An 18194-nucleotide genomic window follows, 5' to 3' on the forward strand; every position below is an offset into this window, starting at 1 on the left:
TGTCGGTTTTGCTGGCGGCTCGATACTATGCGCGGCATGCAGATATCCCTTGATCACCCCTTGCTGTCGCGCATCGTCGACGACCTGGCCACTCGTGGCTGGTCGCAGCACGACCTGTTCCTGCCGGCCCCGCTGACGCGGGCACTGGCGGCCGAGTGCCGCCGCCGCGCCGCCGAGGGCGAACTGGCCCCTGCGGGGGTCGGGCGAGGGCCCGCGCAGGAAGTACGCGAAGGTATTCGCAACGACCATATCCAGTGGCTCGAACCCGGTGACTCGGACGCCTGCGACCAGTATCTGGGGTTGATGGACGGCCTGCGCGAAGCGATGAACCGCGGCCTGTTCCTGGGCCTGGAAGACTTCGAGTGCCACTTCGCCCTGTACCCGCCCGGCGGCTTCTACCGCAAGCACCTGGACCGCTTTCGCGACGACGACCGGCGCATGGTCTCGGCGGTGATCTACCTCAACGAAGACTGGCTGCCCGAACATGGCGGGCAGTTGCGCATGACCCTCAAGGACAATGTGGAACACGATGTGCAGCCGACCGGCGGTTGCCTGGTGGTGTTCCTCTCCGGCGAGATCCCCCACGAAGTGCTGCCGGCCAACCGCGAGCGGTTGTCGCTCACCGGCTGGTTCCGTCGGCGCGGCAACGAGCCCTTCTAGCATGCACAAGGTTCTGGTCAGCGCCTGCCTGCTGGGGCAGCCGGTGCGCTATGACGGTCGCGCCAGCGGGCATCCGGATGTGCTCCAGGGCTGGCAGCGGGAGGGTCGCGTGGTGCCGTTGTGCCCCGAGGTCGCCGGCGGCCTGCCGACCCCGCGGCCACCTGCGGAAATTCCCGGTGGGCAGGGCAGTGCGGTGCTGGAAGGCCAGGCCCGGGTGGTGACGGTAGCCGGCGAGGACGTGACCGCGCCGTTCGTGCAGGGCGCGCACCTGGCGCTGGCACTGGTGCAGCGCCACGCCATAAGGGTGGCCGTGCTCAAGTCGGGCAGCCCGTCCTGTGGCAACCGGCTGACCTATGACGGTACGTTCAGCGGCACCAGGGTGGAAGGTGAGGGCGTGACCACGGCGCTGTTGCGCCGGGCCGGGGTGCAGGTGTTCAGCGAACTGGAGCTGGACGCGGCCGTGCAGGCCCTGGGGGCCCTCGACGCTTAAGGTGCGTCGGTGTCCACGGCAGCATCCGCCGCTTCGGTGTGGGTCTGGGCCTGGGGCTCGACAGCGGGCCGCGCCGCCTGCTGCGCCAGCTCGGTCATGCGCCCGTTGTCCTTGATGCGCTGCAGGGCGGCGTTCAAGGCTTTCTCGAAGGCCGGGTTGTCCTTCTGGAAGGGCATCACATAGCGTTTGTCGTCGTCACCGTCGGTATAGGGTTCGCTGACACCCAGGCGCTGCTTGAGCTCGGGGCTGGCGGTGATCTGGTCCAGGGCGATGTCGTAACGGCCGCTTTCCACACCGTCCAGCAACTCGTCATGGTCGACGGGCACGAACTCCACCCCTACATCCAACTCCTTGGCCAACGCCTGGCCCAACCCGATCTCGAAGCCGGTCCACTGGCCTTGCTTGCGGATATTGGTCGAGGAATCGACGCTGATCGCGATACGCAGTTCATTTCGATCGTTGACCTCGTCGATCAGCTCGGCATGGGCCAACGGGGTCAGCAGGGCCGTGAGCAGTACCCCAATAGTCAAACGCATCTAAGCCCCTTTCCTGGTCTTTGGCAGTGAGTCCGGTCGCCGCGACTTTTTGTGTGTGTCGCGGTCGAACAGTGTCTAGGACCGCACTTGGCCGAGGATGTTAGATGCCAGGGAAGATTTTTCCGTGGCGTTTTTTAAAGCTTGCCTTGGCGCAATTGATCTATCGTAATGAACCGTTGCCCTGGTATTCAGGGGTAAGGGTTACCGAAGTAAATCACAGGAGAAGTGAATGAAGAGCCTATTTTCGCGTGCTGCCGTCGCTGGTTTGTTGATGGGCGTGTCCGCGCTGGCCGCCGCCGAAGGCCTGGTGAGCCAGGCACCACCCAAGTATGCCAAGGTATTCATCGTTTCCCCGGCCGATGGCGCCACCGTCGACAAGACCTTCACCGTCAAGTTTGGCATCGAAGGCATGGAACTCAAGCCGGCCGGCGACGCCACCCCGCATAGCGGCCATCATCACCTGCTGGTGGACGTCGACAAGGCGCCGGCTGCCGACCAGGTGCTGCCCACCAGCCTGATGCCGGAAAACGGCCAGCCGCTGCCCGCCGGCCCGCAGGTACTGCACTTTGGCAAGGCGCAGACCGAAACCCAGCTGACCCTGACCCCTGGCAAGCACACCCTGCAACTGGTGCTGGGCGACAAGTTCCACGTGCCGTTCAAGCCAAGCGTGGAATCGAAGAAGATCACCGTGACCGTGAAGTAAATCGCGGGCATGAAAAAAGGCGACCCGAGGGTCGCCTTTTTCATTTGGATCGGCGTTGCCGGCGAAGCGTTTAGAACAGCACGCGCGAACGGATGGTGCCGTTGATGTGCTGCAGCTTCTCTTGCGCCAGGTCCGAGTACTCGGCATCGACGTCGATCACCACGTAGCCGACCTTCTCGTTGGTCTGCAGGAACTGACCGGAGATGTTGATCGAGTTTTCCGCGAACACCTTGTTGATCTCGCTGAGCACGCCCGGAATGTTCTGGTGGATGTGCAGCAGGCGGTGCTTGCCCGGGTGCGCCGGCAGGGCCACTTCAGGGAAGTTGACCGACGACACGGAGGTACCGTTGTCGCTGTACTTGACCAGCTTCTCGGCCACTTCCAGGCCGATGTTGGCCTGGGCCTCGGCGGTGGAGCCACCGATGTGCGGGGTCAGGATCACGTTGTCCAGGCCACGCAGCGGGCTTTCGAACTGCTCGTCATTGGAGCGCGGCTCTACCGGGAACACGTCGATGGCGGCGCCGATCAGGTGCTTGTCCTTGATCGCGGCGGCCAGGTGGTCCAGTTCGACCACGGTGCCACGGGCGGCGTTGATCAGGATCGCGCCCTTTTTCATCGCGCGGATTTCCTTCTCGCCGATCATCCACTGGGTGGATGGCAGCTCAGGAACGTGCAGCGAGACGATGTCGGCCAGGCCCAGCAGCTCGTGCAGGCTGGCGACCTGGGTCGCGTTGCCCAGCGGCAGCTTGGTCAGCGGGTCGAAGAAGAACACCTGCATGCCCAGGCTTTCGGCCAGTACCGACAGTTGGGTGCCGATCGAGCCGTAGCCGACGATGCCCAGCTTCTTGCCACGGATCTCGAAGGAGTTGGCCGCGCTCTTGATCCAGCCGCCACGGTGGCAGGAAGCGTTCTTCTCGGGGATGCCGCGCAGCAGCAGGATCGCTTCGGCCAGTACCAGCTCGGCAACCGAACGGGTGTTGGAGTAAGGCGCGTTGAACACGGCGATGCCGCGCTCGCGAGCGGCGTCCAGGTCGACCTGGTTGGTGCCGATGCAGAAACAGCCGACAGCGACCAGTTTCTTGGCGCAGTCGAAGACCTCTTCGGTCAGCTGGGTGCGAGAGCGAATGCCGATGAAGTGGGCATCGGCGATCTTTTCCTTCAGTTGCGCATCCGGCAGGGAGCCGGTGAGGTATTCGATGTTGCTGTACCCGGCGGCCTTGAGGACGTCCACGGCGGATTGGTGGACGCCTTCGAGGAGAAGGAACTTGATCTTGCTCTTATCGAGAGAAGTCTTGCTCATCTGCGTAAACCTGTGTCCCGGAGAAAAATGGCAGGGAAAGAAGCGCTCGCAGCATCGGCTTTCGGCACGATCTGCGGGGGTGCGTATGCTAGCATAGGCACCCCTGTTTACGCCCATCCCTGGCACGTGAAACGTGCTCAGGGTGACCATGAATTGTTCGAGAGTTCTGTAGATGACCGATCGTGCGCTGTTGGATGAGCTGATGACCCTGGTTGAGCCTGGAAAGGTCCTGACCGACGCTGCTTCACTTGATGCGTACGGCAAGGACTGGACCAAGCATTTTGCTCCAGCCCCCCTGGCCATCGTGTTCCCCAAGAGCACCGAACAGGTTCAGGCCATCGTGCGCTGGGCCAACCAGCGCCAGGTCGCCCTGGTGCCGTCGGGCGGGCGCACCGGCCTGTCGGCTGCCGCAGTAGCCGCCAATGGCGAAGTGGTGGTGGCGTTCGACTACATGAACCAGATTCTCGACTTCAACGAATTCGACCGCAGCGTGGTGTGCCAGCCTGGCGTGATCACCGAGCAGCTGCAGAATTTTGCCGAGGACAAGGGCCTGTACTACCCGGTCGACTTCGCGTCGGCAGGTTCCAGCCAGATTGGCGGCAATATCGGCACCAATGCCGGCGGTATCAAGGTGATTCGCTACGGCATGACCCGCAACTGGGTAGCTGGCCTCAAGGTCGTGACCGGCAAGGGCGACCTGCTCGAGCTGAACAAGGACCTGATCAAGAACGCCACCGGCTACGACCTGCGCCAGCTGTTCATCGGCGCCGAAGGTACCCTGGGCTTCGTGGTCGAGGCCACCATGCGCCTGGACCGGGCACCCAACAACCTCACCGCGATGGTGCTGGGCACGCCTGATTTCGACTCCATCATGCCGGTGCTGCACGCCTTCCGTGGCAAGCTCGACCTGACCGCCTTCGAATTTCTTTCCGACAAGGCCCTTGCCAAGGTGCTGGGCCGCGGTGACGTGCCTGCGCCGTTCGAGACCGATTGCCCGTTCTACGCGCTGCTGGAATTCGAAGCCAGCACCGAGGAAGTGGCCAACGAAGCCCTGGCCACCTTCGAGCACTGCGTCGAGCAGGGCTGGGTACTGGACGGCGTGATGAGCCAGAGCCAGCAGCAACTGCAGAACCTGTGGAAGCTGCGCGAGTACATCTCCGAGACCATCTCGCACTGGACCCCGTACAAGAACGACATTTCGGTAACCGTGTCCAAGGTGCCGGCGTTCCTCAAGGATATCGACGCGATCGTCGCCGAACGCTACCCCGACTTCGAGGTGGTGTGGTACGGCCACATCGGCGACGGCAACCTGCACCTGAACATCCTCAAGCCCGACGACATGAGCAAGGACGAGTTCTTCTCCCGTTGCGCGGTGGTCAACAAGCAGGTGTTCGAGACGGTAGAGAAGTACAACGGCTCGATTTCGGCCGAACACGGCGTGGGCATGACCAAGCGTGACTACCTGACCTATAGCCGTTCGCCGGTCGAGATCGAGTACATGAAGGCAGTGAAGGCGGTGTTCGACCCCAACGGGATCATGAACCCGGGCAAGATCTTCGCCGTCGAGTGAACCCCGCAGCGCCAATAACATCGTTCCAGGAGTCGGCAATGAACTATCAGCACCAGTATGTAGACGGCACGCGTACTCATCTGCCGGTGGGCAAGGTGGTGTGCATCGGTCGCAACTACGCCGAGCACGCCAAAGAGCTGGACAACCCGATTCCGACCGAGCCGCTGCTGTTCATCAAGCCGGGCAGTTGCGTGGTATCGCTGGAAGGCGGGTTCAAGATCCCGGCCGAGCGTGGCTCGGTGCACTACGAGGCGGAAATCGCGGTGCTGCTGGGCAAGTCGCTGTCGCCGGCGCCTACCGAAGAAGAAGTGCTCGACGCCATCTCCGGCTTCGCCCCGGCACTGGACCTGACCCTGCGTGACCTGCAGGCGCAGCTCAAGGAAAAGGGCCTGCCCTGGGAGCGCGCCAAGTGCTTCGACGGCGCCTGCGTGCTGACGCCCTTCGTGGTTGGCAGCACATTCGAGGACCTGGCCGATATCGGCATTCGCCTGAGCATCAACGGCGAGGTGCGCCAGGACGGCAACAGCGCGCTGATGCTCAACCCGATCGTGCCGATGATCCAGCACATGGCCTCGCAGTTCGCGCTGCAGGCGGGTGACGTGATTCTTACCGGTACGCCGGCCGGCGTCGGGCCGCTGAGCGCTGGCGATGAGCTGGTGCTGGAACTGCCCGGTGTGAGCCGTTTCGAGGGCAGCGTTCGCTGACCTGTCCTGGGTGGCAGTCGATAGCCGACTGCCACCTTTTCCCCGGCCTTTGATCGGGCGTTGCCGTTTTTTTCACAAATGATCCGGATAATCCCCGCGAATCAACCTTGTGAACGTGCCTGCGTGTTGCGTGCCAGGCTAAAAAAACAACGGGAATACCTGATGGCCACACCTTATCCTTCCAGCGGTTCGCTCCCTCCTGTGCGCAAGCGTCGTCTCCTGTTGCGCTGGTCTACCTGGCTGGTGACGGCTGCGGTGATCGGCTATGGCGTGGCCATCGCCATGCACTGGGACGACCGTGGCCTGCTGTGGCTGCAGGAGCGTTTCGAGTCGGTGAGCGAACAGCAGGCCAGTATCTGGCTGCCGGGCTATACGGTCGATATCGACGCCAAGGTGCTGCCGGGCATGGAGGACGACGAGGCCTCCGACCTGGCCTACGACCCCCAGCGCAAGACCCTGTTCGCCGTCATGGGCAAGAACCCGTTCCTGGTCGAGCTGACCCTGGACGGCGATGTGTTGCGCAAGCTGCCACTTCACGGCTGGAGCAACCCCGAGGGGGTTGCGGTGCTGGCGGACGGGCGGTTGGCCATTGTCGACGAGCGTGATCACACCATGACCATCGTCAGCCTGGACGACAGCACCCAGGCACTGAACATCAAGGATTTCACGCAATACGACCTGGGCCCTTCGGCCAATCAGAACAAGGCCTTCGAGGCGATTGCCTGGGACCCGCGCAACCAGCGCCTCGTGCTGGGCGAGGAGCGTCCGCCGCGGCTGTTCACCTGGCGCACCGACGGCCGTTCGCCGCTGACCGGCGACAAGCAGCCGCTGCCCAGTGACGAGCTGGACCTGCGCAACCTCTCGGCGCTGGGGGTCGACCCGCGTACCGGGCACATGCTGGTGCTGTCGGCCGACTCGAACATGCTGCTGGAGCTGGACGAGCGGGGCGAGCAGGTCAGCTTCATGACCCTGCTCGGCGGTTTCAACGGCCTGAAAAAGCGCATCCCTCGCGCCGAGGGCGTGGCCATGGACGACCAGGGCACCCTGTACATCGTCAGTGAGCCGAACCTGTTCTACCGCTTTCGCAAGCAGTGACTCCCGCATAGTGGCATTAAGCTTCGATTCAGTTGGCTATGGTTAGATGACGCCCGAACCCTGCCGAGTCTTCCCGAATGCGTCGTTACCTGCCCCTGGTCTTTCTTGTTTTCAGTCTGCTGGCCCTTGCCGCCCTGGGCGTGGCGGGGCAGCAGCACCGCGTGTTCGAGCGTGCCTGGTTCGACCTCAAGGCCTGGTGGCAGCCGGCCGAGCAGGGCATGGGGCTGAGCCGCTACCAGGTGGTGGTCGAGGCACGCCCGGTCGAGGGGCTGCAGGCGGATATTTCGGCGCTGACCTTCGACCCGGACCGCAACAGCCTGTACACGGTCACCAACAAGAACCCCGAACTGATCGAGCTGTCGCTGGAGGGGCGCATCGTGCGGCGCATCCCCCTGACCGGTTTCGGCGACCCCGAGGCGGTGGAGTATGTGGGGCCGGGCAGTTTCGTGATCACCGACGAGCGCGAGCAGCGCCTGATCCGGGTGCATGTGGCGCCCGATACCGCGTTCCTGGATGCCAAGGATGCCGAGCAGCTTACCCTGGGCATCGGCCTGAACGGCAACAAGGGTTTCGAGGGGCTGGCCTACGACTCGGGCGGCAAGCGCCTGTTCGTGGCCAAGGAGCGCGACCCGATGCTGATCTACGAGGTGCACGGGTTTCCCCATGACAATCCGGAGCAGCCCTATGTGGTGCACGTGGTGCAGGACCGCAAGCGTGATTCGCGGTTGTTCGTGAGAGACCTGTCGAGCTTGCAGTTCGACGAGCGCAGCGGGCATCTGCTGGCCCTGTCGGACGAATCGCAACTGGTGCTGGAGCTGGACGTGAAGGGAAAGCCGATCAGCAGCCTGTCGCTGCGCAAGGGGTCTGCCGGGTTGAAGGCGAGCGTGCCGCAGGCCGAGGGGATTGCGCTGGACGATGCCGGGACGCTGTATGTGGTGAGCGAGCCGAACCTGTTCTACGTGTTCAAGAAGACCGAGTAGGCTGTATCGCGGGTCAAGCCCGCTCCCACAAGATCACACCGAACCTGTGGGAGCGGGCTTGGCCCGCGATGAGGCCGCCCCGCAAGCTTACCTGGTCAGGGTCTTCACGCCGTCCGCGGTCCCCAGCAGCAGCAGGTCCGCCGGGCGCGCCGCGAACAGGCCGTTGGTCACCACGCCCACGATCGCGTTGATCTGGGTTTCCAGCTCCACCGGGTTGGTGATCTGCAGGTTGAACACGTCCAGGATGATGTTGCCGTTGTCGGTCACCACGCCTTCGCGGTACACCGGGTCGCCGCCCAGTTTCACCAGCTGACGTGCCACATGGCTGCGCGCCATCGGGATCACCTCGACCGGCAGCGGGAAGGCGCCCAGTACCGGCACCAGCTTGCTCGCGTCGGCAATGCAGATGAAGGTCTTGGCCACGGCCGCGACGATCTTCTCGCGGGTCAGGGCTGCGCCACCGCCCTTGATCAGGTTCAGGCGCTCGTCGCTCTCGTCGGCACCGTCCACATAGAACTCCAGGTCGCTGACCGTGTTCAGCTCGTACACCGGAATGCCGTGGCCCTTCAGGCGTGCAGCCGTGGCCTCGGAGCTGGCGACCGCACCATCGAACGCACCCTTGTGCAGCGCCAGGGCGTCGATGAAGCAGTTGGCGGTCGAACCGGTGCCGACGCCGACGATGCTCTTGTCATCGAGCTTGGGCAGAATGAAATCGACAGCGGCCTGGGCGACAGCCTGTTTGAGTTGGTCCTGGGTCATGCGGGCTCCGGAGCGGGCAGGGGTATCGTGAGGGCGCGTAGTATAGCGGCTAAAACCACAGACTGGCTGTGGTCGCCCGACCGGGCGCTGCGGTAGACTCCGAGGCCCCGCCCAGCTGCCCAGTGATGCGTTCCCGATGCTCGAACAGTACGTCAAGAAGATCCTCACCTCGCGCGTCTATGACGTCGCCGTCGAAACCCCGCTGCAACCGGCCGGCCAGCTCAGCAAGCGCCTGGGCAACCACGTGCTGCTCAAGCGCGAAGACCTGCAGCCGGTGTTCTCGTTCAAGATCCGCGGCGCCTACAACAAGCTGGCGCAGTTGAGCGCCGAGGAACTGGCGCGGGGCGTGGTCACCGCCTCGGCCGGCAACCATGCCCAGGGCCTGGCGCTGGCCGCCCGTGAACTGGGGATCAAGGCCACCATCGTGATGCCCAAGACCACCCCCGAGATCAAGGTCGAAGGCGTGCGCTCGCGGGGCGCCAAGGTGGTGCTGCATGGCGATTCGTTCCCCGAGGCGCTGGCCTACTCGCTCAAGCTGGTGGACGAAAAGGGCTTCGTCTATATCCACCCCTATGACGACCCGCACACCATTGCCGGGCAGGGCACCGTGGCCATGGAGATCCTGCGCCAGCACCCCGGGCCGCTGGACGCGATCTTCGTGCCGGTGGGCGGCGGCGGCCTGATCGCCGGCATTGCCGCCTACGTCAAATACCTGCGCCCCGAGATCAAGGTGATCGGTGTCGAGCCGGACGACTCCAACTGCCTGCAGGCCGCCATGGCCGCCGGCGAGCGCGTGGTGCTGCCGCAGGTGGGCCTGTTCGCCGATGGCGTGGCGGTGGCGCAGATCGGCCAGCACACCTTCGACATCTGCAAGGATCATGTGGACGAGGTGATCACCGTCAGCACCGACGAGATCTGCGCGGCCATCAAGGACATCTACGACGATACCCGCTCGATCACCGAACCTGCCGGCGCGCTGGGCGTTGCCGGCATCAAGAAATACGTTGAGCTGCGAGGTGTGACCGGGCAGACCCTGGTGGCCATCGATTCCGGTGCCAACGTGAACTTCGACCGCCTGCGCCATGTGGCCGAGCGCGCCGAACTGGGCGAGGGCCGCGAGGCGATCATCGCAGTGACCATCCCCGAACAGCCGGGCAGCTTCAAGGCGTTCTGCGAGGCCATCGGCAAGCGCCAGATCACCGAATTCAACTACCGCTACCACGCCGACGGCGAGGCGCACATCTTTGTCGGGGTGCAGACCCACCCCGACACCGACCCGCGCAGTGCCCTGCTGCACAGCCTGACCGCGCAGGGTTTCCCGGTACTGGACCTGACCGACAACGAGCTGGCCAAGCTGCACATCCGCCACATGGTGGGCGGGCACGCGGCGCGCGTCAGCGACGAGCTGGTGCTGCGCTTCGAGTTCCCGGAGCGGCCGGGGGCGCTGTTCAACTTCCTCAACAAGCTGGGTGGGCGCTGGAACATCTCGATGTTCCACTACCGCAACCATGGCGCGGCCGATGGTCGCGTGGTGGCCGGGCTGCAGGTGCCGGATGATGAGCGCCACCTGGTGCCGGCGGCACTGGCCAAGATCGGCTACCCGTACTGGGATGAAACCGACAACCCGGCGTACCGGCTGTTTCTGGGCTGAACGGCTACGCTGTTGGGCAACGCCTGAGGAATAAGAAGACATGGAATTGCTGACAAGCCTGAAAATCGCCCACGTACTGGCCACGGTCGTGCTGCTGGGCAGTGCCCTGGGCCTGGCGCTGTGGGTCTGGCTGGCACGACGCAAGGGTGACGTGACTGCGCACACGCGCCTGTTGCAGCGGCCTTTGCTGTTCGTATGGTTGCTGATGGGCGTATGCCTGGTGAGCATGCCGTTCAGTGGCTGGTGGCTGGTGCACCTGATCGGCTGGCCATTGGGGCAGACCTGGGTGCTGGGCTCCAGCCTGATCTATACGGTGGGGGCGTTCTGCTGGTTCTGGCTGAGTGTGCGCCTTAACCGGCTGCGCACGGCGCCGGGCGCAGGCAACCCGAAGGTGACGCTGGGCCTGGCGGTGTTCTGCGCCGTGTGCTTCATCGCGATTGCCGGGCTGATGGGTGCAAAACCCGTCTGATGCCTTCGCCGGCAAGGCCGGCTCCTACACCCGTTGCGCTGTAGGAGCCGGCCTTGCCGGCGAATGGTCACACCTCAATCGCGCAGGCTGATCACCGGCCAGCCGCGTTTCTCGGCTTCGGCACGCAGGGTCGGGTCCGGGTTCACCGCCACCGGGTTGGCCACCTGCTCCAGCAGCGGCAGGTCGTTGATCGAGTCGCTATAGAAGTAGCTGTCGTCCAGGTTCAAGCCATTCTCTTCGAGCCAGCGGTTCAGGCGCGTCACCTTGCCTTCACGGAAGCACGGCACGTCGATGCTGCGCCCGCTGTAGCGACCGTCGACCATCTCGCACTCGGTGGCCAGCAGGGTCTCCACGCCCAGGCGCTGGGCAATCGGGCCGGTGATGAAGCGGTTGGTGGCGGTGATGATCACCAGCTTGTCGCCTGCGTCACGGTGCTTTTGCAGCAGCGCCAGGGCCTGGGGCAGGATGATCGGCTCGACGCAGTCGCGCATGAAGTCGCGGTGCCATTCGTCGAGTTGCGCCATTTCGGTCCTGGCCAGGATCTCCAGGGTGAATTCAAGGTACGCGCCCTGGTCCAGCTTGCCGGCCAGGTAGTCCTGGTAGAACGCATCGTTGCGGTTCTTGTAGGCGATGGGGTCGAGAATCCCGCGTTCGCACAGGTAATCGCCCCAAGCGTGGTCGCTGTCGCCACCCAGAAGCGTGTTGTCCAGATCGAATAAAGCCAGGCGCATCGAAGTCACTCGCATAACATCTGAAAAGGCCCACAGAATACGTACTTTTATCTGCTATGCACATAAGGTGGAGCGGCGCGTTGCTGGCGTTGCAAGCTTTGTGGAACAATGCGGCGACATGCGTTTGCGAGGTTGCTGCCGTGATCGACCCCGATGGTTTTCGCCCCAATGTCGGGATCATTCTGACCAATGATCTCGGGCAGGTGCTATGGGCTCGACGGATCAACCAGGATGCCTGGCAGTTTCCACAAGGCGGGATCAACCCCGAGGAAACGCCGGAAGACGCCCTGTACCGCGAGCTGAATGAAGAAGTGGGCCTGGAGCGGCAGGATGTTGAAATTCTTGCCTGCACCCGTGGCTGGTTGCGTTATCGTTTACCCCAACGCCTGGTGCGTACCCACAGCCAACCGCTGTGCATCGGCCAGAAACAGAAATGGTTCCTCCTGCGCCTGGTGTCCAACGAGCAGCGGGTGCGGATGGATTTGACCGGTAAACCGGAATTCGATGGGTGGCGCTGGGTCAGCTATTGGTATCCGTTGGGCCAGGTGGTGACATTCAAGCGCGAGGTTTACCGCCGCGCTCTCAAAGAGCTTGCCCCGCGCCTGCTGGCGCGCGACTGACGACGGAGTTCGACCCCGAGCCATGCTCAATACGCTGCGCAAGATCGTCCAGGAAGTTAACTCCGCCAAGGATCTCAAGACGGCGTTGGGGATCATTGTGTTACGTGTCAAAGAAGCCATGGGCAGCCAGGTGTGTTCCGTCTACCTGCTCGACCCGGAGAGCAACCGCTTCGTGCTGATGGCCACCGAGGGCCTGAACAAGCGCTCCATCGGCAAGGTCAGCATGGCCCCCAACGAAGGCCTGGTGGGCCTGGTGGGTACCCGCGAAGAACCGCTGAACCTGGAAAACGCCGCCGATCACCCGCGTTATCGCTACTTTGCCGAAACCGGCGAAGAGCGCTTTGCCTCCTTCCTCGGTGCACCCATCATCCACCACCGCCGCGTGGTGGGCGTGCTGGTCATCCAGCAGAAGGAACGTCGCCAGTTCGACGAGGGCGAAGAAGCCTTCCTGGTCACCATGAGTGCGCAGCTGGCCGGGGTTATCGCCCATGCCGAGGCCACCGGCTCGATTCGCGGCCTGGGGCGCCAGGGCAAGGGTATCCAGGAAGCCAAGTTCGTCGGTGTGCCGGGCTCGCCGGGGGCGGCGGTGGGCACGGCGGTGGTGATGCTGCCGCCGGCCGACCTGGACGTGGTGCCGGACAAGACCGTCACCGACATCGACGCCGAACTCAAACTGTTCAACAACGCCCTCGAAGGCGTGCGCAGCGACATGCGCAACCTCTCGGCCAAGCTCGCCACCCAGCTGCGCCCCGAAGAGCGTGCGCTGTTCGACGTGTACCTGATGATGCTCGAAGACGTCGCCCTGGGCGGCGAGGTGGTGGAGGTCATCAAGACCGGCCAGTGGGCCCAGGGCGCCTTGCGCCAGGTGGTGGGCGAGCACGTCAACCGCTTCGAGCTGATGGACGACGCCTACCTGCGCGAGCGCGCCTCCGATGTCAAAGACCTCGGCCGGCGCCTGCTGGCCTACCTGCAGGAAGCCCGCCAGCTGACCCTGGTGTACCCCGACAACACCATCCTGATCAGCGAAGAGCTGACCCCGGCCATGCTCGGTGAAGTACCCGAAGGCAAGCTGGTGGGGCTGGTGTCGGTTCTCGGCTCGGGCAACTCCCACGTCGCGATCCTGGCGCGTGCCATGGGCATCCCCACGGTGATGGGCCTGGTCGACCTGCCGTATTCGAAGGTCGACGGCATCCAGATGATCGTCGACGGCTACAAGGGCGACGTCTACACCAACCCCAGCGAAGTGCTGCGCAAGCACTACACCGAAGTGGTCGAGGAGGAGCGCCAGCTGGCCCAGGGCCTGGACGCCCTGCGCGAACTGCCGTGCGAGACGCTCGATGGCTACCGCATGCCGCTGTGGGTCAACACCGGGCTGCTGGCCGACGTGGCGCGGGCGCAGCAGCGCGGCGCCGAAGGGGTGGGGCTGTACCGTACCGAAGTGCCGTTCATGATCAACCAGCGCTTCCCCAGCGAAAAGGAGCAGCTGGCGATCTATCGCGAGCAACTGGCGGCCTTCCACCCGTTGCCGGTGACCATGCGCAGCCTGGACATCGGGGGTGACAAGGCGCTGTCGTACTTCCCGATCAAGGAGGACAACCCATTCCTGGGTTGGCGCGGTATCCGCGTGACGCTGGACCACCCGGAGATCTTCCTGGTGCAGACCCGCGCCATGCTCAAGGCCAGCGAAGGCCTGAACAACCTGCGCATCCTGCTGCCGATGATCTCCGGGATACACGAACTGGAAGAGGCATTGCACCTGATCCACCGCGCCTGGGGCGAGGTGCGCGACGAAGGCACCGACGTGCCGATGCCGCCTGTGGGGGTCATGATCGAGATTCCGGCGGCGGTCTACCAGACCCGCGAGCTGGCGCGCATGGTCGACTTCCTGTCGGTGGGGTCCAACGACCTGACCCAGTACCTGCTGGCGGTCGACCGCAACAACCCGCGGGTGGCCGACCTCTATGACTACCTGCACCCTGCGGTGCTGCAGGCCTTGCAGCACGTGGTGACCGCGGCGCATGCCGAGGGCAAGCCGGTGAGCATCTGTGGCGAGATGGCTGGCGACCCGGCAGCGGCGGTGCTGCTGATGGCCATGGGCTTCGACAGCCTGTCGATGAACGCCACCAACCTGCCGAAAGTGAAATGGATGCTGCGTCAGATCAGCATGAGCAAATCCAGGGAATTGCTGGAGCAGGCGATGGGTATCGATAACCCGCAGGTTATCCACAGCTCGCTGCAACTGGCGCTGAAGAACCTGGGGCTGTCGCGGATGATCAATCCTGGGGCTTCCAAGACCCTGTGAAGCCGGGACCGCTTCGCGGCCCTTCGCCGGCAAGGCCGGCTCCTACAGGAGGTCGATGTAGGAGCCGGCCTTGCCGGCGAAAGCGTCAAACCTGCAGGGTGACCTCTCCCAGCTGCCCTCCAAACGGCCCAAAGCTGCGCTCCACCATCAACCTGCTGCCATCCGCCTCGACAATCAACACCGTACTCGCCCGCGTCCCGTAGTTCTGGCTGGCAATGAACACGCTCGACAGCAACCGCTCGGTCGCCAGCCCCACACCGGTCTGCGGCAGCTCGGCCTCTTCGGCCTGCTGCTCATCCCCCAGCAACGCCAGCAGCCGCTGTGGTCGCGGGTCCTGCAGCTGGTCTTCGAGCGCAGCCCGCATCTTCAGCAGTTTCGGCCACGGCGTATCCAGCCCGGCATTCGACAAGCCGTACACCCCCTCGCCCAGCAGCACCGGCGCCGCCTCCTGCGCATTCAGGTACCCCAGCTGCCCGGCGTCCCCTACCAGCAGGTTGAATCCCGAATACTGGCTGCTGCGGCTGGCCACATGGTCCAGGTAAGCCTCCACCCCCAGCTCGCCGCGCAGAAACCCCGCCACCAGCTCGCCGCGCGAGCGCGCACCCTGCGCCTGCTGCGGGTCCCGAATATTGGTCAGCGCCGCAAAGCGCCCGCCCGGTCCGACCCCCAGCCAGCTGCCGCCAGCCTCGAGGTCACGTCCGGCATACACCCCCGGCGCATCCTCCCACGCCCCCAGCGCCTGGCTGGGGCGGGCATAGAACTCGTCACGGTTGGCCGCGACGATCAGCGGCCGGGCATGCCCCGGGCGCCATGCAAAAGCAATCAGACACATAGGTTCGCTCCCAGTGTTTTCAGCCACTCTACCCACACTGGCGTTCGCTATCCATCGACTAAACGTGTCTTCACTAGAGCCACAGGCCCACCTTCCGTTACCATGCCGAACTGATTTTGGGGGTCGACAATGGAATTTGTGATCTATCTGGTGCTGGGCGCCTGTGCAGGTGTACTGGCCGGGCTGTTCGGCGTGGGCGGCGGCATCATCATCGTGCCGGTGCTGGTGCTGAGCTTCACCCTGCAGGGCTTCGACGCCTCGGTGCTGACCCACCTGGCAGTCGGCACGTCGCTGGCGACCATTGTCTTCACCTCGGTCAACGCCATCCTCGAGCACCACCGCCGTGGTGCGGTGCAGTGGCCGATCTTCGTGTGGATGACCGTGGGCATCCTGCTCGGCGCCGGTGTCGGGGCCAAGACCGCCTCGCTGATCCAGGGCCCGCACCTGCAGAAGATCATCGGCGTGTTCGCCCTGCTGGTGGCCGTGCAGATGGCCCTGGACCTCAAGCCCAAGGCCAGCCGCGGCGTACCCGGCAAGCTTGGCCTGACCGCCGCCGGCGGCGTGGTGGGCTGGGCCTCGGCGATCTTCGGCATCGGCGGCGGCTCGCTCACCGTGCCCTTCCTGACCTGGCGCAGCCTGCCCATGCAGCAGGCGGTGGCCACGTCCTCGGCCTGTGGTTTTCCGATTGCGGTGGCCAGTGCCCTGAGTTTCATCGTGCTGGGCTGGGACGAGGCGCACCTGCCGCCCAACAGCCTGGGCTTCGTGTATTTGCCGGCGCTGCTCGGGATTGCCCTGACCAGCATGTTCTTTGCCCGTTTCGGTGCGCGCCTGGCGCATAAACTGTCGCCACGCCTGCTCAAGCGGCTGTTCGCCGCACTGCTGTTCTGTGTAGGCCTGAGCTTTTTGCTTTAACGAGAGGAGTCACCATGCTGCCTTACCCGCAGATCGATCCCGTGGCACTGGCCATCGGGCCGCTGAAAATCCACTGGTACGGCCTGATGTACCTGATCGGCATCGGCGGCGCGTGGCTGCTGGCGTCGCGCCGGCTGCACCGCTTCGACCCCACCTGGAGCCGCGAGAAACTCTCCGACCTGGTGTTCTGGCTGTCCATGGGCGTGATTGTCGGCGGGCGCCTGGGCTACGTGCTGTTCTATGACCTGAGCGCGTACCTGGCCAACCCGACGCTGATCTTCGAGGTGTGGAAGGGCGGCATGTCGTTCCATGGCGGCTTCATCGGCGTGATGCTGGCGGCGCTGTGGTTCGGCAAGCGCAACAACAAGTCGTTCTTCGAGCTGATGGACTTCGTTGCGCCGCTGGTGCCGATCGGCCTGGGTGCCGGGCGCATCGGCAACTTCATCAACGCCGAGCTGTGGGGCAAGGCCACCGACGTGCCGTGGGCCATGGTGTTCCCGCCGTTCAGCGACCCGGCACAATTGCCGCGTCACCCGTCGCAGCTGTACCAGTTCGCCCTGGAAGGTGTGGCACTATTCCTGATTCTGTGGCTGTACTCGCGCAAACCGCGCCCGACCATGGCGGTTTCCGGGATGTTCGCGCTGTTCTACGGCATCTTCCGCTTCATCGTCGAGTTCGTGCGCGTGCCGGATGCGCAGCTGGGTTACCTGGCCTTCGGCTGGCTGACCATGGGTCAGGTGCTGTGCGTGCCGATGATCGTCGCCGGTATCGCGCTGATCTGGCTGGCCTACCGCCGCGCGCCGAGTGCCAAGGGCGCCGCGCTTTAATTTTCCCGGCAGGGGCCTGGCCCCTTCCGGTATCGAGACAGGTAAGACATGAAGCAATATCTAGAGCTGGTGCGTGATGTGATCGAGAACGGCACCCTGCAGGGCAACCGTACCGGCGTGCGCACCATCAGCCTGCCGGGCGCCATGCTGCGTTTCGACCTGCAGAAGGGTTTCCCGGCCATCACCACCCGCCGTCTGGCGTTCAAGTCGGCGATCGGCGAAATGGTGGGCTTTCTGCGTGGCGTGAAGAACGCCGGCGAATTCCGTGAACTGGGCTGCAAGGTCTGGGACCAGAACGCCAACGAGAACGCCCAGTGGCTGGCCAACCCGTTCCGCCAGGGGCATGACGACCTGGGCGAGATCTACGGCGTGCAATGGCGCCAGTGGCCGGCCTACAAGCGCATCCCGCTGAGCAACCCGGCGGCCATCGAGCTGGCGCAGAGCAATGGCTTCGTGAAGATTGCCGAGGCAGAAGAAGAGGGCGAGGCGTTCGTGGTGCTGTACAAGGCCATCGACCAGATTCGCCAGTGCATCGACACCATCCACAACGACCCGGGCAGCCGCCGCATCCTGTTCCATGGCTGGAACTGTGCGCAGTTGGACGAGATGGCGTTGCCGCCGTGCCATCTGCTGTATCAGTTTCACCCGAACGTGGAGACCAAGGAGATTTCCCTGACCCTCTACATCCGCTCCAACGACCTGGGCCTGGGCACACCGTTCAACCTCACCGAAGGCGCCGCGCTGCTGTCGCTGGTGGGCCGCCTGACCGGCTACACGCCGCGCTGGTTCACCTACTTCATCGGTGATGCGCACGTGTATGAGAACCACCTGGACATGCTCACCGAACAGCTCAAGCGCGAGCCGCTGGCGGCGCCCAGGCTGGTGATCTCCGACCGCGTGCCGGAGTATGCCAAGACGGGTGTGTACGAGCCGGAGTGGCTGGAGAAGATCGAGCCGAGCGACTTCAGCCTGGAAGGCTACGAGCACCATGCGCCGATGACGGCGCCGATGGCGGTCTAAGCGCGTCATACCGCTTCGCCAGCAAGGCTGGCT

Annotated in this window: 19 protein-coding genes; 14 read left to right on the top strand and 5 right to left on the bottom strand. The window is 64.2% G+C overall.

Features of this window, described 5'->3' with window-relative positions; translation table 11 throughout:
- Positions 1-27: 27 nt before the first annotated feature.
- Together CR917_RS19450 and CR917_RS19455 are read left to right on the top strand one after the other, a co-directional pair.
- Positions 28-660: a 2OG-Fe(II) oxygenase gene (locus CR917_RS19450; protein ID WP_043863436.1), complete on the top strand. Its 633-nt coding sequence runs from the start codon at positions 28-30 to the stop codon at positions 658-660.
- Between the two features lies 1 nt (position 661).
- A complete protein-coding gene (locus CR917_RS19455; protein ID WP_100634264.1) occupies positions 662-1150 on the top strand; it encodes a DUF523 domain-containing protein in 489 nt (162 codons plus the stop codon).
- On the opposite strand, the gene CR917_RS19460 is transcribed toward CR917_RS19455, so the two are convergent.
- Entirely contained in the window at positions 1147-1686 is a 540-nt protein-coding gene (locus CR917_RS19460) for a transporter substrate-binding domain-containing protein (RefSeq protein ID WP_104572821.1), read from the bottom strand. The genes CR917_RS19455 and CR917_RS19460 overlap by 4 nt on opposite strands.
- 229 nt (positions 1687-1915) lie before the next feature.
- Here CR917_RS19460 and CR917_RS19465 point away from each other — a divergent pair, with 229 nt between their 5' ends.
- The gene (locus CR917_RS19465; RefSeq protein WP_104572822.1) at positions 1916-2389 is read left to right on the top strand and encodes a DUF4399 domain-containing protein; all 474 of its coding nucleotides are present in this window, start codon (positions 1916-1918) and stop codon (positions 2387-2389) included.
- Between the two features lie 70 nt (positions 2390-2459).
- Here CR917_RS19465 and serA read toward each other — a convergent pair whose 3' ends face one another.
- A complete protein-coding gene (gene serA, locus CR917_RS19470) occupies positions 2460-3689 on the bottom strand; it encodes a phosphoglycerate dehydrogenase (protein WP_043863440.1) in 1230 nt (409 codons plus the stop codon).
- Between the two features lie 172 nt (positions 3690-3861).
- Here serA and CR917_RS19475 point away from each other — a divergent pair, with 172 nt between their 5' ends.
- The 4 genes from CR917_RS19475 to CR917_RS19490 all read left to right on the top strand — a co-directional run bounded on the left by CR917_RS19475 (position 3862) and on the right by CR917_RS19490 (position 8038).
- Positions 3862-5259 carry an FAD-binding oxidoreductase gene (locus CR917_RS19475; RefSeq protein WP_043863441.1) on the top strand — a complete coding sequence of 466 codons (1398 nt, stop codon included), beginning with the start codon at positions 3862-3864 and terminating at the stop codon, positions 5257-5259.
- Between the two features lie 38 nt (positions 5260-5297).
- Positions 5298-5963: a fumarylacetoacetate hydrolase family protein gene (locus tag CR917_RS19480; RefSeq protein ID WP_043863442.1), complete on the top strand. Its 666-nt coding sequence runs from the start codon at positions 5298-5300 to the stop codon at positions 5961-5963.
- A 162-nt stretch (positions 5964-6125) separates the two neighbouring features.
- Positions 6126-7058, top strand: coding sequence for an SdiA-regulated domain-containing protein (locus tag CR917_RS19485; RefSeq protein WP_043863443.1), 933 nt, complete (start codon positions 6126-6128; stop codon positions 7056-7058).
- Between the two features lie 77 nt (positions 7059-7135).
- The gene (locus CR917_RS19490) at positions 7136-8038 is read left to right on the top strand and encodes an SdiA-regulated domain-containing protein (RefSeq protein ID WP_104572823.1); all 903 of its coding nucleotides are present in this window, start codon (positions 7136-7138) and stop codon (positions 8036-8038) included.
- Between the two features lie 87 nt (positions 8039-8125).
- Here CR917_RS19490 and rpiA read toward each other — a convergent pair whose 3' ends face one another.
- Complete coding sequence (gene rpiA, locus CR917_RS19495; protein WP_043863445.1) at positions 8126-8797, bottom strand: ribose-5-phosphate isomerase RpiA; 672 nt, start codon at positions 8795-8797, stop codon at positions 8126-8128.
- A 136-nt stretch (positions 8798-8933) separates the two neighbouring features.
- On the opposite strand from rpiA, the gene ilvA reads away from it, so the two are divergent.
- Both ilvA and CR917_RS19505 read left to right on the top strand, forming a co-directional pair.
- Complete coding sequence (ilvA, locus tag CR917_RS19500) at positions 8934-10448, top strand: threonine ammonia-lyase, biosynthetic (RefSeq protein WP_054915520.1); 1515 nt, start codon at positions 8934-8936, stop codon at positions 10446-10448.
- A 40-nt stretch (positions 10449-10488) separates the two neighbouring features.
- Positions 10489-10917, top strand: coding sequence for a DUF2269 family protein (locus tag CR917_RS19505; protein WP_043863447.1), 429 nt, complete (start codon positions 10489-10491; stop codon positions 10915-10917).
- A gap of 74 nt (positions 10918-10991) precedes the next feature.
- Here the strand turns inward: CR917_RS19505 and CR917_RS19510 are convergent, their stop codons facing one another.
- A complete protein-coding gene (locus CR917_RS19510) occupies positions 10992-11648 on the bottom strand; it encodes an HAD family phosphatase (RefSeq protein WP_043863448.1) in 657 nt (218 codons plus the stop codon).
- A 140-nt stretch (positions 11649-11788) separates the two neighbouring features.
- Between CR917_RS19510 and CR917_RS19515 the strand changes: the two genes are divergently transcribed.
- Positions 11789-12268, top strand: coding sequence for an RNA pyrophosphohydrolase (locus tag CR917_RS19515; protein ID WP_043863449.1), 480 nt, complete (start codon positions 11789-11791; stop codon positions 12266-12268).
- A gap of 22 nt (positions 12269-12290) precedes the next feature.
- A complete protein-coding gene (gene ptsP, locus CR917_RS19520) occupies positions 12291-14570 on the top strand; it encodes a phosphoenolpyruvate--protein phosphotransferase (protein ID WP_043863450.1) in 2280 nt (759 codons plus the stop codon).
- A gap of 85 nt (positions 14571-14655) precedes the next feature.
- Here the strand turns inward: ptsP and CR917_RS19525 are convergent, their stop codons facing one another.
- Positions 14656-15402 (bottom strand): NRDE family protein, encoded by a 747-nt coding sequence (locus CR917_RS19525; RefSeq protein ID WP_054915521.1) that lies wholly within the window; start codon positions 15400-15402, stop codon positions 14656-14658.
- A gap of 129 nt (positions 15403-15531) precedes the next feature.
- Between CR917_RS19525 and CR917_RS19530 the strand changes: the two genes are divergently transcribed.
- The 3 genes from CR917_RS19530 to CR917_RS19540 are packed head-to-tail and all read left to right on the top strand — an operon-like array spanning position 15532 to position 18161.
- Positions 15532-16314, top strand: coding sequence for a sulfite exporter TauE/SafE family protein (locus CR917_RS19530; RefSeq protein ID WP_043863452.1), 783 nt, complete (start codon positions 15532-15534; stop codon positions 16312-16314).
- Positions 16315-16328: 14 nt separating this feature from the next.
- Complete coding sequence (gene lgt, locus CR917_RS19535; RefSeq protein ID WP_088514634.1) at positions 16329-17141, top strand: prolipoprotein diacylglyceryl transferase; 813 nt, start codon at positions 16329-16331, stop codon at positions 17139-17141.
- 48 nt (positions 17142-17189) lie between these two features.
- A complete protein-coding gene (locus CR917_RS19540; protein ID WP_088514635.1) occupies positions 17190-18161 on the top strand; it encodes a thymidylate synthase in 972 nt (323 codons plus the stop codon).
- Positions 18162-18194: the final 33 nt, after the last annotated feature.

The organism is Pseudomonas sp. BRM28 (assembly GCF_002939405.1).
Taxonomy (GTDB): domain Bacteria; phylum Pseudomonadota; class Gammaproteobacteria; order Pseudomonadales; family Pseudomonadaceae; genus Aquipseudomonas; species Aquipseudomonas palmensis.

Excerpts from the sequence above, each read along its gene's own strand:
- CR917_RS19450 (WP_043863436.1), top strand. The coding sequence starts at position 28 with ATGCGCGGCATGCAGATATCCCTTGATCACCCCTTGCTGTCGCGCATC.
- CR917_RS19455 (WP_100634264.1), top strand. The coding sequence starts at position 662 with ATGCACAAGGTTCTGGTCAGCGCCTGCCTGCTGGGGCAGCCGGTGCGC.
- CR917_RS19460 (WP_104572821.1), bottom strand. The coding sequence starts at position 1,686 with ATGCGTTTGACTATTGGGGTACTGCTCACGGCCCTGCTGACCCCGTTG.
- CR917_RS19465 (WP_104572822.1), top strand. The coding sequence starts at position 1,916 with ATGAAGAGCCTATTTTCGCGTGCTGCCGTCGCTGGTTTGTTGATGGGC.
- serA (WP_043863440.1), bottom strand. The coding sequence starts at position 3,689 with ATGAGCAAGACTTCTCTCGATAAGAGCAAGATCAAGTTCCTTCTCCTC.
- CR917_RS19475 (WP_043863441.1), top strand. The coding sequence starts at position 3,862 with ATGACCGATCGTGCGCTGTTGGATGAGCTGATGACCCTGGTTGAGCCT.
- CR917_RS19480 (WP_043863442.1), top strand. The coding sequence starts at position 5,298 with ATGAACTATCAGCACCAGTATGTAGACGGCACGCGTACTCATCTGCCG.
- CR917_RS19485 (WP_043863443.1), top strand. The coding sequence starts at position 6,126 with ATGGCCACACCTTATCCTTCCAGCGGTTCGCTCCCTCCTGTGCGCAAG.
- CR917_RS19490 (WP_104572823.1), top strand. The coding sequence starts at position 7,136 with ATGCGTCGTTACCTGCCCCTGGTCTTTCTTGTTTTCAGTCTGCTGGCC.
- rpiA (WP_043863445.1), bottom strand. The coding sequence starts at position 8,797 with ATGACCCAGGACCAACTCAAACAGGCTGTCGCCCAGGCCGCTGTCGAT.
- ilvA (WP_054915520.1), top strand. The coding sequence starts at position 8,934 with ATGCTCGAACAGTACGTCAAGAAGATCCTCACCTCGCGCGTCTATGAC.
- CR917_RS19505 (WP_043863447.1), top strand. The coding sequence starts at position 10,489 with ATGGAATTGCTGACAAGCCTGAAAATCGCCCACGTACTGGCCACGGTC.
- CR917_RS19510 (WP_043863448.1), bottom strand. The coding sequence starts at position 11,648 with ATGCGCCTGGCTTTATTCGATCTGGACAACACGCTTCTGGGTGGCGAC.
- ptsP (WP_043863450.1), top strand. The coding sequence starts at position 12,291 with ATGCTCAATACGCTGCGCAAGATCGTCCAGGAAGTTAACTCCGCCAAG.
- CR917_RS19525 (WP_054915521.1), bottom strand. The coding sequence starts at position 15,402 with ATGTGTCTGATTGCTTTTGCATGGCGCCCGGGGCATGCCCGGCCGCTG.
- CR917_RS19530 (WP_043863452.1), top strand. The coding sequence starts at position 15,532 with ATGGAATTTGTGATCTATCTGGTGCTGGGCGCCTGTGCAGGTGTACTG.
- lgt (WP_088514634.1), top strand. The coding sequence starts at position 16,329 with ATGCTGCCTTACCCGCAGATCGATCCCGTGGCACTGGCCATCGGGCCG.
- CR917_RS19540 (WP_088514635.1), top strand. The coding sequence starts at position 17,190 with ATGAAGCAATATCTAGAGCTGGTGCGTGATGTGATCGAGAACGGCACC.